Below are 12,484 nucleotides of genomic sequence, written 5' to 3'. Positions count from 1 at the left end.
GACCCCAACATGTGGGAAAGCCGTCCCGAAACCACTGCGGGCTTCCGCGCTTGACCGCGGGGCCCGGCATTGGCAAGGTTTTGCAGGCTTCGCGCACACCGTACGGCAGACAATCCCGTATCTCCACTGAGGACGGACTAGCGGCGGTGACCGGGCAGCGCCCGCGCCGCACCTGGAGGACTGAGTTGAGCCCCATCCGCTCCGCGACCATCGTGGCGCTCGCATCGGCCGTGCTGGCCACCACGCTCACCGGCTGTTCGTTCGGGGCGGGGCAGGAGGACACCAGCCCCATCGTCATCGCCGCGGACCTCGAACTCTCCGGCGCGGCGGCCCCGGTCGGCAAGGCGTACCAGCGCGCGCTGGAACTGAGGGTCGAGCAGCTGAACACGTCCGGCGCCCTGGGCAGCCGAAAGATCCGGCTCGAGGTGAAGGACAACCGTTCCGACGCCAGTGAGTCACTGCGGAACATCACCGACTTCAGCGGCGATTCCAAGGTCAGCGCGATCATCATGGGCGGTTGCAACGAATGCGCCGTCGGCGCCGTACTCACCATCAACGAGAAGAAGATCCCCACCATCGCGCTCGCCCCGTCCAGCGCGATCTCCAACCCGGTCGCCGATCGGCGGTACGTCTTCAAACTGGCCCCCAACGCCGCCGACAGCGCCGCGGCGCTCACCACGGAACTGCGCCGAAAGGGCATCCGTAAGGTCGCCGTGCTGCACAGCGACGACGACTACGGCCGGGAGGGCCTGACCGCGCTGCGCGGCGAGTTCGACAAGGCCAAGATCCGGCTGGTCCGCAACGAGGCGGTGCGCACCACCGACACCGACGTCAGCCAGCCGGTCCGCCTGCTCGCCTCCGGCGAGGCGCAGGCGCTGCTGCTCTGGACCCCGCCGGAGCAGGCGTCCCTCGCCGCGACCAGCGCGCAGGAGGCGGGCTTCTCCGGGTCGCTCTTCCTCGACGCGGCCGCCGCCGGCGACCTCTTCCTCGGCAACGCCGCCCGGTCCACCGAGCGGGCCACCCTGATCTTCACCCAGACCATGGTGATCGACGACGTCATCGCCACCACCCCGGCCAAGGCGGCCCGGCGGCAGTGGTTCCAGGACTACACCGCCCGGTTCGGCGGCTACAACGGCTTCTCCTCCTTCGCCGCCGACGCCGTCCAGCTGATCGCCGACGCCGCGCTGCGGGCCGGCGGCCCGGCCGACCAGGTCAACCGGGACGGCATCCGGGACGTGCTGGAGACGTCCCAGATGGACGGGCTGTCCGGGCCGATCCGGATGACGCCGGACAACCACTCCGGGCTGATGCCCCAGGCGCTGACGACGCTGGTCGCCCGGGGTGGGCGCTGGCGGCTGGCCGGCTGAGTTCAGCGGGCTACACCTCGAACGGCACTGGCCGGCTCCCCGGATGGGGGCCGGCCAGTCGCGTGGAGAAGCCCGTCGTCCCGGTCAGCGGGCGCTGGTGGTGGCGCGTACCCAGGGCAGGGCGAGGCGCTCGACCAGGGAGAGGGCGGCGTAGAGCACGATGCTCATCGCCGCGATGAGCACGATCGCCGCCCAGGCGGTGGCGGTGTCCCCGATGCCGTTGTACTGCAGGATCTGGTAGCCGAGGCCCGGCTTGTCGGAGTAGAACTCGCCGATCACCGCGCCGATGGCGGCCAGCGGCATCGCCACCTTCAGCCCGACGAAGATCTGCGGCAGCGCGGCCGGGAAGCGCACCTTGCGGAACGCCTGCCACCACGAGGCGTTCAGCGACCGGGCCAGCTCGGCCAGGTCCGCCGGGGTGGTGGTGAGCCCGGTCGCGGTGGACAGCACGATCGGGAAGAAGCAGAGCAGGAAGACCATGGTCAGGATGGGTTTCTCGCCCCAGCCGACCGAGACCACCAGCAGCGGCCCGAGGGCGATCTTCGGCACCGCGTTGATCGCCACCAGCAGCGGCGCGAACATCCGCTCGGCCCGCCGGGAGGCGGCCAGCGCCATCCCGATCAGCACCCCGGCGGCGGCGGAGAGCACGAAGCCCAGCAGCGTCATCAGCGTGGTGATCCCCAGCGCCGGCAGCAGCACGTCGGCCGCCGCGGTCAGCGCCGCCCAGACGTCCTGCGGCGGCGGCAGGGACGCCGGATGGACCAGCTTCAACCCCGAGGTGACCAGCCACCAGACGGTCACCGCGATCACCAGGCCGAGCAGCGGCAGGCCGACCGTCGCCGGGCGTACCCCCGGGCGCCGCGACGGTGCGGCGGCCGGTGGCGTGGTCGGCACCCCGGGCGCGTCGGCCGCGGCGCCCGTGGGGACGTCGCGCTCCGCCTCCCCCGCTCCGGAGCGGGTACGGATCGGCGTCACGTGTCCCATCCTCTCCTGCCGGCCGAGGGCCGGCACGGCCACGGGGGCGCGGCCACCGGTCGCTGTCCCGGTGCCCGCACCCCCGTGGCACGGTCGGTGTCGATCAGGCCTTCGGCGCCAGGCTGAAGTCGATGATCTGGTCCGGGGTGATGTTCTGCTTGAGCGCGCCGGCGCCCTGCAGCAGCGCGATGCTCTTGGCGACCCGCTCGCTGTCCAGGGTGCCGATGGCGGTGCCGGAGTTGCTGGACCGGACGTACCCGGCCATCAGCTGGAGCTCGGCGGCGGCCGCGGCCGGGACGGTGGCGGGGACGTTCTTCTTCAGCAGGTCGGCGGCCTCCTGCGGGTTGGCCAGGGCGTACTCCAGGCCCTTGAGCAGCGCCGCGGTGAAGCGCTTGACCATCTCCGGCTTCTCCTTGGCGAGCTTGGCCGAGGTGATCAGGGCGTTGCCGTAGAGGTCCTGCATGACCTCGCTGTACGGCAGGACGACCGGCTTCTTCTTGGTCACCGCCTGGACGGTGGGCTGGCCGACCACGAACTGGCCGATGCCGTCGACCGTGCCGGAGGCCAGGGTGCCCATCAGGGTCTGCGCCTCACCGTTGACCCAGGTCACCTTGCTGGCGTCGACACCGGCGAGCCGGGCGTACGTCGGGAAGAGCTGGCGGACCACGGAGGTGGGGGTGTCGGCGAGCTTCTTGCCCTCCAGGTCCTTCGGCGTGGCGATGTTCTTGCCCTCGACGCTGACCACGGCGGCCATGGTGCGCTGCTGGATCGCCGCCACCACCACGAAGTCCTTGGCGGCGCCGTTGCCGAGCTGGAGCAGGCCACCGGTCAGGTCGATCGGGCCGAAGTCGGCCTGGCCGCCGACGACGGTCTGGATGACCGAGCCGGTGCCCTGGCCCGGCTTGATCTCCACCTCGAAGCCGGCCTCCTTGAAGAAGCCCTTCTCCTTCGCCACCCAGGCGTACGAGTCACGGCCGAAGTTGCCGAAGGAGGTCAGGTAGGTCACCTTCTCCAACGCCTTGCCGTCACCGCCCTTGGCGTCGGAGTCGTCCGAGCCGCTGCTGCACGCGGAGACCAGGGCGAGGGCGGTGGCCAGGGCGGCCGCGGCGACCGTACGGGTCAGCCTTCTCATCAGTGCACCATGTCCTTTCCGACCGGGTCATGCCACCCGGAGGGGTTGTCGGTCCGGCGGTGCCGGCGTGATGGGGGGAGCCGACGCCACCGTCGTGAAGGGACTCTTCGCGGGCACAGCGTACGAGAGACCCACCGTCACGACACCAGTCGCACCGGGTTGCGGAACGGAAACAACTGAGCGTCCACCCCGGACTGTTGGCAAGTGCCACACGCCGGATAGCCTTTGTCGGATTCCTGACCGCCCACTCAGGGGAGGCCCGCCGGACATGATCCGACTCGCCGACGTGTCGCGTACCTTCGACGGCCGCTCCGGCCGGGTCGAGGCGCTGCGCGGCATCGACCTGGCGGTCGCCGAGGGCGAGTTCGTCGCGGTGCTGGGCCGCTCCGGCTGCGGAAAGTCCACCCTGCTGCGCATGGTCGCCGGGCTGCTGCCGGTGACCAGCGGCGAGATCACCGTGGGCGGCACGGCGGTCACCCGGCCCCGCCAGGACATCGCGATGCTCTTCCAGCGCCCCGCCCTGCTCCCCTGGCGCACCGTGCTGGACAACGTCCTGCTGCCGGTGGAGATCTTCGGCTGGAGCCGGGCCGGGCACCGCGACCGGGCCCGCCAACTGCTGGAGATGGCCGGCCTCGGCGGGTTCGAGAAGCGGCTGCCGCACGAGCTCTCCGGCGGCATGCAGCAGCGGGTGTCGCTCTGCCGGTCGCTGATCGGCGAGCCCCGGGTGATGCTGATGGACGAGCCCTTCTCCGCCCTGGACGCGCTCACCCGCGAGGAACTCTCCGGCGAACTGCAACGCGTGCACATGGAGACCGGAGCGACCGTCGTCTTCGTCACCCACTCCATCGACGAGGCGGTGCTGCTGGCCGACCGGGTGGTCGTGCTCAGCCCGCGTCCGGGGCGGATCCGCAAGATCGTCGAGGTGACCATCCCCCGACCGCGCACCCTCGGCCGCAACGCCCACCTGGCCGACGTCGCCCGGGTCAGCGCCGAACTGCACGAACTGCTGATGGAGCGCGAGACGCCGGCCGTGGCGGAGAGACGATGAGCATGCGGGTGGCCGTCTTCGTCGAGCCGCACCGCGGTGCCAGCTACGACGACCAGCTCCGGTTCGCCCGACTGGTGGAGGCGGGCGGCTTCGACGGGTTCCTGCGGGCCGACCACTACCAGGCGATGGGCGACGAGCCCGGGCTGCCCGGCCCGACCGACGCCTGGCTGACCCTCGCCGCGCTGGCCCGGGAGACCACCCGGATCCGGCTCGGCACGCTGGTCACCTCGGCCACCTTCCGGCTGCCCGGGCCGCTGGCCGTGATGGTGGCCCAGGTGGACCAGATGAGCGGCGGCCGGGTCGAGCTGGGCATCGGCGCCGGCTGGTACGAGCGCGAGCACACCTCGTACGGCATCCCGTTCCCCGCCGTGGGTGAGCGATTCGACCGGCTGGCCGAACAGCTGGAGATCGTCACCGGGCTGTGGCGGACCCCGGTCGGCGACACCTACACCCACCTCGGCGACCACTACCGGCTGGTGGACGCGCCCGCGCTGCCCAAGCCCGTGCAACGGCCCGGCCCGCCGGTGATCGTCGGCGGGCGCGGCCCGAAGCGCACCCCCGAACTGGCCGCCCGGTACGCCGACGAGTTCAACATGCCCTTCAAGTCGGTCGAGGAGACCGCCGCGGCGTACGAGCGGGTCCGCGAGGCGTGCGACCGGACCGGGCGTGCCGAGTCGGGGCGGGCCCCGCTGGTGCTCTCCGCCGGGGTGGTGGTGGCGATCGGGCGGACCGACGCCGAGGCCCGCCGCCGGGCGGCGCCGCTGCACGTCAAGAGCGCCCTGCCGCCGGAGGACCCGGTGGTCGGCTCCCCCGCGCAACTCATCGACCGGCTCGGTGAGTTCGCCGCGATCGGCGCCACCCGGGTGCACCTGCGCCTGATCGAACTCGACGACCTCGACCACCTGGAGCTCATCGCCGGCGAGGTGCTCCCCCAACTGAACGGAACGCGATGACCGACGTGGTCGACGGTACGGAACTCGGCCCGGTGGGCCAGGAGATCGTCTTCGAGAACGAGCGGGTACGGGTGTGGCACATCCGCCTCGAGCCGGGTGAGCGGCAGCCGCTGCACCGGCACGACCACCCGTACCTGGTGGTGGCCGTCCAGGGGGCGAAGAACGTGGTGCAGACGATCGACGGCACGCGGATCGACGCCGACGAACCCACCGGCGGGGTGGTCTACCGGGACCCGGGCGCGGTCCACATGCTCACCAACGTCGGCGACACGACGTATCTGGCCCGTCTCGTCGAGTTGAAGTAACCCCAGGCAGTCGCCCCGCCGCGCCACAGTGGCGATCGGGCGCACCGGGCCGTAACGTGCGCGACATGGCCTTTCGGACGTGGGGCAAGCTGCTGTTCACCGCATTCGGGGTGAGCGTGCTGGCCGGAGCCGGTCAGCTCGGCATCGCGTACGGGTTCGGGATCGTACGACTCAACGGCGCGTTCACAGATGTGAACCGGTGGCCGGCCCAGCTCGCCTGGGTCGGCTGGTTCGCCGTGACCGCCGCCGTGGTCGGCGCCGTGGTCACCGTCCGGCTCGCCCGCCGCGTCGGGCTGTCGGACGGCACCGGCGCGCAACTCGCCGTCTCCGGCGCGGCCGCACTCGGCGCGACCGTGGTCGCGCCGCTCTGCATGCAACCCGCCCGGGCCGCGGAGCTGAGCACCGTCGACCCGGTCTGGGCGGTCGGGATCTGCGCGGTCGTCGGCGCGGTGGTCGGCGCGGGCGCCGCCTCGGCCGTGCTGCTCCGGCCGCCGCTGGGCTGGAACGTCGCCCTGCTGACCGGCGCGGTCTGGCTGATCGCGCTGGTTTCCGTCGCGCCGGGGCTGCTGTCCACCGGGGTGCTGCGCTCCGTACGCCTCGGCGTGCTGGAGCCGTCCTGGTTGGACGCGGGCGCGGCGCAGCGGCTGGCCATGCTGATTCTCCCCGCGGTGGCGCTGCTGGCCGGCGCGGCGACCGGCGCGCTGGCCCGCTGGCGCGGGCACGTCCCGCTGGTCAGCGGGGCGGCCGGGGTGGCCGGCCCGGTGCTGCTCGCCTTCGCCTACCTGACCGCCGGCCCGGGCGACCCCGCCGACCGCTACCAGCTCGCCCCGTACTACGGCGCCCTGATCGCCGTCGCGGCCGGCGCCCTGGGCTCGGCCGCCGCCACGCTGCTGCGCTGGCCGCTCTTCCCGGCGAGCGACGCCGGGAACGCCGCCGGAGCCGACGACGCCATCGAGCCGACCGACATCCTGCGCCCGCTGCCCGACAGCCCGGCCGTGAGCAGCGCCGCCGGCGACGGTACGGCGACCGTGGACCTGGCCGACGCCGCCGGCGCGGGCACCCTGCCGGGGTCCGGCACGCCGACCGGCACGGACCGGGCCGCTGACCGGGCCGCGACCCGGGCGGCCGGGCCGACCCCGGCACACTGGGACTGGCCGGTCACCCCCGGCACCCCGACGCCGTCCGGTCCGCGCCCCGACAGCGGTTTCGGCCTCGACGCCCCGGACAGTGGTTTCGCCCTCGACGCCCCGGCCGGCGCACCCGCGTCGGCGACCTGGCCGGAGCCGTCCGGCCGGACGCCGGACGAGCCGTCGTACGGCGACCTGCCGACGGGCCCGAGCCTTGCGCCGGAGGCCGACGTCGCCGGCGCGGCGGGTGCCCCGCAGCCGCGGGACCGTCGCGGTACGCCGGGGTCCCGCTGGACGGCTGACCCGGCCGCGCCGATTGACGAGCCGAAACCGGCGTCCCTCGCCGGCCCCCGGGTGGAGCCGACGGAGTGGGACGCCCCGGCGGACCGGGACGCGCCGGCAGGGCCGGCCACCGGGGTCGACACCAGGGACGGAGTCGACCGGGACGGCACGGCCGGCCGGGTCACGCCGGCCGTGCCCACCGGAGAGCCGGTGGTGGGCAGGTTCCCCGCCGCGCCGCCGGCCGTCCCGTCGAACGGGTCGCGCACGGCCGAACCGGTCCAGGTTCCACCGACCGCCGACCCGGTCCAGGTTCCGCCCACTGCCGAACCGGTCCAGGTTCCACTGGCTTCCGACCCGGTCCAGGTTGCATCGGCTGCCGGCCGGGCCCAGGTTCCATCGGCTGCTGTCCCGGCCGACGGGTCGCGCGCGGCCGACAAGGCCCAGGTTGCACCGGCCGCCGACCCGTCCGACGCGCCGGCAGCGGTCGGCCAGGTCACGCCGCAGGTCGCCGTCGGGTCGGCGGCGGCATCACGGGTGGCCGACCGGGCCGAGCAGCCGAACTACACCGAGGAGACGGCAGCCACCACAGAGCGCACGGCGACGGCGGAGCAGCCGCACGGCACCGAGGAAGCGGCCCTCACCGCCGACCGCACCGCGACGGCCGATCCGGCCGAGGCCACCACCGTCACCCCCCGGCCCCGGCCGAAGCGGACCCGCAAGTCCCGCTCCGCCGGGTCGGACGAGCCGGCGGCCGCCACCCCCGCCACCACCAGCGACGCCACGTCGACCACCGACGCCGCTCCCGCCGCCACCCACACCGGTTCTGCCGCTTCAGCCGCCGCCACCAGCACCGCCGCTCCTGCCGCCGCCACCGGCACCGCCGCTCCTGCCGCTGCCGCCCCCGGCACCGCCGCTGCGGGCACCGGCCGGCGGGGCTCGGCGAAGCGGGCGGCCAGCGCCGCGACGGACCCGACGGCCGCCCCCGAGCCGGCCGACTCCCCCGCCTCGGCGCCCGCCGCCCGTTCCGGTGCGGACACCCCGCCGACGGCCGACACCGAGCGAGCGCTCGACCGGCCCCGGCTCGACCGGCCCGGACTCGATCGGGCGCTCGACCGGAACCGCCTCGACCGGCCGGAACTCGACACAGCTCGGCTCGGCGAAGCCAGCCATGACACCAACGAACTCGACACCGCCAGGCTCAACCCGGCCAGGCTCGACCCCGCGCCACTCGACCCGGCCACGCCCGACCCGGCCACGCTCGACCCGGCACGGTTCGGCCCGACAGCGGCCGACTCGGCGCGGTTCGACCTGGCAGCGTCCGAACCGGCCCGCTCCGAGTACCCCTCGGCCGGGTCCGCCAGGGACGACGTCCGCGACGCGCCGATTCCCCGGCCCGGTATGCGGCCGTCGGGCGCGGACCGCGTCCCGACGCGCCACACCCCGCCCACCGCCGGTGCCACTCCCGCGACCGCCGAGCCGGCGCCCCGCCCCCGGCACCAGCTGCCCGACCTGAACAGCGCGGCGAGCTGGAACGCCTTCACCGCCCCCCGCCCCGCGCCGGCGCCGCCCCGCGCCGGCCTGCCCTTCCCGGACCACGGTCCGGAGGAGGAACCGAAGCCGGTCACCTTCCGCTGGGACGCGGACGACTCCCGGCCCGGCACCCCCGGTACGGCGAGCCGGGCGACCGACCTGCCCGCCGCCGAGGTGCCCGGTGCCGAGCCTCGCGGGGCCGAGCCGTCGTCGGAGGTCGAGACGGAGCCGGCGGCCGACCGGTCCCGGCCGAAGCGGAGCCTGTTCCGCCGCAACAAGGCGCGCGGCGCCGAACCGCCGGCCGAGAGCCCGGAGGCGGAGCCGCTCGCCGCGCAGGACGAGGAGTACGTCGACTGGGTCGCCGGCCTGAGCCGCCCGCTGGCCGACAACGAGCCGGAGACGGAGAGCGGCCGCCGCTCGCTGCGGTCCAGCGGCCGGCACCACCGGGACTGAGGAAGCACAGCGGTCCGGCGACGGCACCCGCCGTCGCCGGACCGCTGCAATTCAGGGGTCAGGCCATCGGCAGGTACACCCGGCCGCCGGAGGAGAGGAACTCCGCCGACTTGTCCTGCATGCCGCGCGCGGCGTACTCCTTCAGCTCCTGGGTGATCTTCATCGAGCAGAACTTCGGCCCGCACATCGAGCAGAAGTGCGCGGTCTTCGCCGGCTCGGCCGGCAGCGTCGCGTCGTGGTACGACCGGGCGGTCTCCGGGTCCAGCGAGAGGTTGAACTGATCCTCCCAGCGGAACTCGAACCGGGCCTTGGACAGCGCGTCGTCCCAGGCCTGGGCGCCGGGGTGGCCCTTGGCCAGGTCGGCCGCGTGCGCCGCGATCTTGTACGCGATCACGCCCGCCTTCACGTCGTCCCGGTCGGGCAGCCCGAGGTGCTCCTTCGGGGTGACGTAGCAGAGCATCGCGGTGCCGAACATGCCGATCATCGCCGCGCCGATGGCCGAGGTGATGTGGTCGTACGCGGGGGCGATGTCCGTGGTCAGCGGGCCGAGCGTGTAGAACGGCGCCTCGTGGCACCACTCCTGCTGGAGGTCCACGTTCTCCTTGATCTTGTGCATCGGGACGTGGCCCGGACCCTCGATCATCACCTGCACGTCGTACTCCCAGGCGATCTTCGTCAGCTCGCCGAGGGTCCGCAGCTCGGCGAACTGGGCGTCGTCGTTGGCGTCCGCGATCGACCCGGGCCGCAGCCCGTCGCCGAGGGAGAACGTGACGTCGTAGCGGGCCAGGATCTCGCACAGCTCCCGGAAGTTGGTGTAGAGGAAGTTCTCCTCGTGGTGCGCCAGGCACCAGGCCGCCATGATCGATCCGCCCCGGGAGACGATCCCGGTGACCCGGTCCACGGCCAGCGGCACGTACGGCAGCAGCACCCCGGCGTGCACGGTCATGTAGTCGACGCCCTGCTCGGCCTGCTCGACGACGGTCTCCCGGAACACCTCCCAGCTCAGCTTGACCGGGTCGCCGCCGACCTTCTCCAGCGCCTGGTAGATCGGCACGGTCCCGATCGGCACCGGCGAGTTGCGCACGATGGCCTCGCGGGTCTCGTGGATCCGCTTGCCGGTGGACAGGTCCATCACGGTGTCGGCGCCCCACCGGGTCGCCCAGGTCAGCTTCTCCACCTCCTCCGCGACCGACGAGGTGACCGCGGAGGTGCCGATGTTGGCGTTCACCTTCACCAGGAACGCCTTGCCGATGATTGCCGGCTCGCACTCCGGGTGGTTGACGTTGAGCGGCAGCACCGCTCGGCCGGCGGCGATCTCGTCCCGGACGAACTCCGGGGCCGACCCCTCCCGGATCGCCACGAACTCCATCTCCGGCGTGACCACCCCGGCGCGGGCGTACGCGAGCTGGGTGGGCCGCTTCCCGTCCGCCCCGGCCAACGGCGTGCCGGCACCGCGCACCGGGGCCACGTCACCGCGCTCGGCGATCCAATCCCCGCGCAGCGGCGGCAACCCCACCTCCGGATCGGAGCCCGGGCCGGAGGTGTCGTAGAGGCGCAGCGGCGGGTTGTCCCCGGTCAGCTCCACCTCGGCGAACGGCACCCGGACGTCCGGCCGAGACCCCTCGACGTAGACCTTGCGACGTGCCTGCATGACAGCCTCCCTGATGGTCAACAGGACCAGCCGAAGTGGTCCAGCGGGCCGCGTCCCGCGCCCAGTTCCCAGTCCCGCGCGCCGGTCAGCGCGCGGGTGACGTACTCCTTGGCGGCGGCGACCGCGACCGGCACCGGGTCGCCCGCCGCCAGCCGGACGGCGATCGCCGCCGAGAACGAGCAGCCGGTGCCGTGGCTGTGCCGGGTGCGCACCCGGGGCGCGCGCAGCAGGATGGTCGTCCCGCCGCCGCACAGCACGTCGACCGACTCGCCGCCGGCGTCCACGTCACCGCCGGTCACCACCACGTGCGCCGGGCCGCCGGCGGCGATCGCCTCGGCGGCGACCGCCATCTCCTCGACCGTGGTCACCGGGCGTCCGGTGAGGGCGGCGGCCTCCGCGCAGTTCGGCGTCGCCACCTCCGCGTACGGCAGCAGCCGCTCGACCGCCTCCACCACGCCGAGCGGGTGTCCACTGGTGGCGACCAGCACCGGGTCGACGACCAGGTACGGCAGCCGGCCCGCCTTCGCCGCCTCGGCCACGGCGTCGGCGACCGCCGGGGTGCCGAGCATCCCGGTCTTCACCGCCCGGACCCGGAAGTCGCCGAGCACGCTGTCGAGCTGCTCGGTGACCGTGCGCGGGGGCAACGGCAGCACGGCGTCGACGCCCCGGGTGTTCTGCGCGGTGACGGCCGTGATCACGCTGGTGCCGTACGCGCCGAGGGCGGCGAAGACCTTGAGGTCGGCCTGGATGCCGGCGCCGCCGCCGGAGTCCGAGCCGGCGATGGTGAGGACGGTCGTGGGCGTCACTGCGTGTCTCCCGTGGTCGCTGTTAGGGGCTGCGGCCGACCGTGCGGGTTCGTCGGTGTCGACGTGGGGGGCTGCGGCCGACCGTGCCCACTCCGGGCGGTCAGGCTTGATCCCTGCGTGGGCACGGTCGGCCGCAGCCCCGTGCCGGAGACCTCCGCGCGGGCGTGCCGGCTTCGCGGCACCGGGGTGAGCGCGAGCGCCGAGCCTGCCGATGTGGTGGCGGGGCTGGCTGCTCGGAAGGCCTCGGTCAGGGTGGTGGCGGCCTGGGTGGGGTCTTCGGCTCGCATGATGGCGCCGAGCACGGCCACGCCGACGGCTCCCGCCGCGACGCAGGCGTGCACCTGGTCGGGGGTGTCGATGCCGCCGAGGGCGAGGATCGGCACGGGGCTGGCCTGGATCAGCTCGGCGAGCCCGTCCGGGTGCAGGGGTGGGCCGTAGCCGGGTTTGGTCCTGCTGGGGAAGACGGGTGAGAGGGTGGCGTAGTCCTCTGTGGTGAGTCGGGCCAGTTCGGCGCGGTCGTGGCAGGAGCGGCCGACCAGGTCGAGGGTCGGTGGCGGGTAGGGGCCGGCCGACGGCAGGTGGACGGCGTCGCCGTCCAGCGGGTCGGGGCCGGCGACGATCAGGGTGCCGCCGGCCTCGGCGAGGAGCGGACGCAGCGCGGCGGCGAGGGCGGCGCGTTCGGCTCGGGGCAGGTCCTTCTCGCGCAGCACCACCCAGCGCACTCCCCCTGCCACCGCCGCCGCGACCACCTCCGGCAGCGGCCGCCGGGCCTGCCACCGGTCGGTGAGGAGCACCAGCCCGGAGGGCACCACCGGACGGGCGGCCCCGGTCACGGCGCCCGACGCGGGTCCACGC

The 12,484-nt window shown here is 74.0% G+C and carries 9 protein-coding genes and 1 pseudogene; 5 read left to right on the top strand and 5 right to left on the bottom strand.

Translation table 11 applies throughout. The annotated features are described in order from the left end of the window. Positions 1 to 185: 185 nt before the first annotated feature. A complete protein-coding gene (locus FHX75_RS20465; RefSeq protein ID WP_154941847.1) occupies positions 186 to 1,367 on the top strand; it encodes an ABC transporter substrate-binding protein in 1,182 nt (393 codons plus the stop codon). An 84-nt stretch (positions 1,368 to 1,451) separates the two neighbouring features. Here FHX75_RS20465 and FHX75_RS20460 read toward each other — a convergent pair whose 3' ends face one another. Next, positions 1,452 to 2,342 carry an ABC transporter permease gene (locus FHX75_RS20460; RefSeq protein WP_425463505.1) on the bottom strand — a complete coding sequence of 297 codons (891 nt, stop codon included), beginning with the start codon at positions 2,340 to 2,342 and terminating at the stop codon, positions 1,452 to 1,454. Positions 2,343 to 2,445: 103 nt separating this feature from the next. Continuing rightward, positions 2,446 to 3,474, bottom strand: coding sequence for an ABC transporter substrate-binding protein (locus FHX75_RS20455; protein ID WP_154941845.1), 1,029 nt, complete (start codon positions 3,472 to 3,474; stop codon positions 2,446 to 2,448). Between the two features lie 268 nt (positions 3,475 to 3,742). On the opposite strand from FHX75_RS20455, the gene FHX75_RS20450 reads away from it, so the two are divergent. The 4 genes from FHX75_RS20450 (at position 3,743) to FHX75_RS32025 (ending at position 9,172) form a co-directional block, all read left to right on the top strand. Next, positions 3,743 to 4,522 (top strand): ABC transporter ATP-binding protein, encoded by a 780-nt coding sequence (locus FHX75_RS20450; RefSeq protein ID WP_154941844.1) that lies wholly within the window; start codon positions 3,743 to 3,745, stop codon positions 4,520 to 4,522. A 2-nt stretch (positions 4,523 to 4,524) separates the two neighbouring features. Further along, a complete protein-coding gene (locus FHX75_RS20445) occupies positions 4,525 to 5,475 on the top strand; it encodes an LLM class F420-dependent oxidoreductase (RefSeq protein WP_154942065.1) in 951 nt (316 codons plus the stop codon). Then, positions 5,472 to 5,780: a cupin domain-containing protein gene (locus tag FHX75_RS20440; RefSeq protein WP_154941843.1), complete on the top strand. Its 309-nt coding sequence runs from the start codon at positions 5,472 to 5,474 to the stop codon at positions 5,778 to 5,780. Before FHX75_RS20445 ends, FHX75_RS20440 begins: the two co-directional genes overlap by 4 nt. A gap of 65 nt (positions 5,781 to 5,845) precedes the next feature. After that, positions 5,846 to 9,172 (top strand): hypothetical protein, encoded by a 3,327-nt coding sequence (locus FHX75_RS32025; RefSeq protein WP_211364504.1) that lies wholly within the window; start codon positions 5,846 to 5,848, stop codon positions 9,170 to 9,172. Between the two features lie 58 nt (positions 9,173 to 9,230). Here the strand turns inward: FHX75_RS32025 and thiC are convergent, their stop codons facing one another. The 3 genes and pseudogenes from thiC to FHX75_RS20420 form a co-directional block, all read right to left on the bottom strand. Further along, on the bottom strand, positions 9,231 to 10,823 hold the full coding sequence (gene thiC / locus FHX75_RS20430) for a phosphomethylpyrimidine synthase ThiC (RefSeq protein ID WP_154941842.1): 1,593 nt from the start codon (positions 10,821 to 10,823) through the stop codon (positions 9,231 to 9,233). Between the two features lie 17 nt (positions 10,824 to 10,840). Next, positions 10,841 to 11,629 (bottom strand): bifunctional hydroxymethylpyrimidine kinase/phosphomethylpyrimidine kinase, encoded by a 789-nt coding sequence (gene thiD / locus FHX75_RS20425; protein WP_154941841.1) that lies wholly within the window; start codon positions 11,627 to 11,629, stop codon positions 10,841 to 10,843. 218 nt (positions 11,630 to 11,847) lie between these two features. Continuing rightward, positions 11,848 to 12,441, bottom strand: a pseudogene (locus tag FHX75_RS20420) (thiamine phosphate synthase); the annotation flags it as partial. Positions 12,442 to 12,484 lie beyond the last annotated feature (43 nt).

It is taken from the genome of Micromonospora palomenae (genome assembly GCF_007829925.1).
Classification (GTDB): Bacteria; Actinomycetota; Actinomycetes; order Mycobacteriales; family Micromonosporaceae; genus Micromonospora; species Micromonospora purpureochromogenes.
The sequence above is the reverse complement of the archived record's forward strand: the minus strand, read 5'-3'. Positions and strand labels throughout refer to the sequence as shown.

Coding starts and splice junctions, on each gene's coding strand:
- FHX75_RS20450 (WP_154941844.1), top strand. CDS start 3,743: ATGATCCGACTCGCCGACGTGTCGCGTACCTTCGACGGCCGCTCCGGC.
- FHX75_RS20440 (WP_154941843.1), top strand. CDS start 5,472: ATGACCGACGTGGTCGACGGTACGGAACTCGGCCCGGTGGGCCAGGAG.
- FHX75_RS20455 (WP_154941845.1), bottom strand. CDS start 3,474: ATGAGAAGGCTGACCCGTACGGTCGCCGCGGCCGCCCTGGCCACCGCC.
- thiC (WP_154941842.1), bottom strand. CDS start 10,823: ATGCAGGCACGTCGCAAGGTCTACGTCGAGGGGTCTCGGCCGGACGTC.
- FHX75_RS32025 (WP_211364504.1), top strand. CDS start 5,846: ATGGCCTTTCGGACGTGGGGCAAGCTGCTGTTCACCGCATTCGGGGTG.
- FHX75_RS20445 (WP_154942065.1), top strand. CDS start 4,525: ATGCGGGTGGCCGTCTTCGTCGAGCCGCACCGCGGTGCCAGCTACGAC.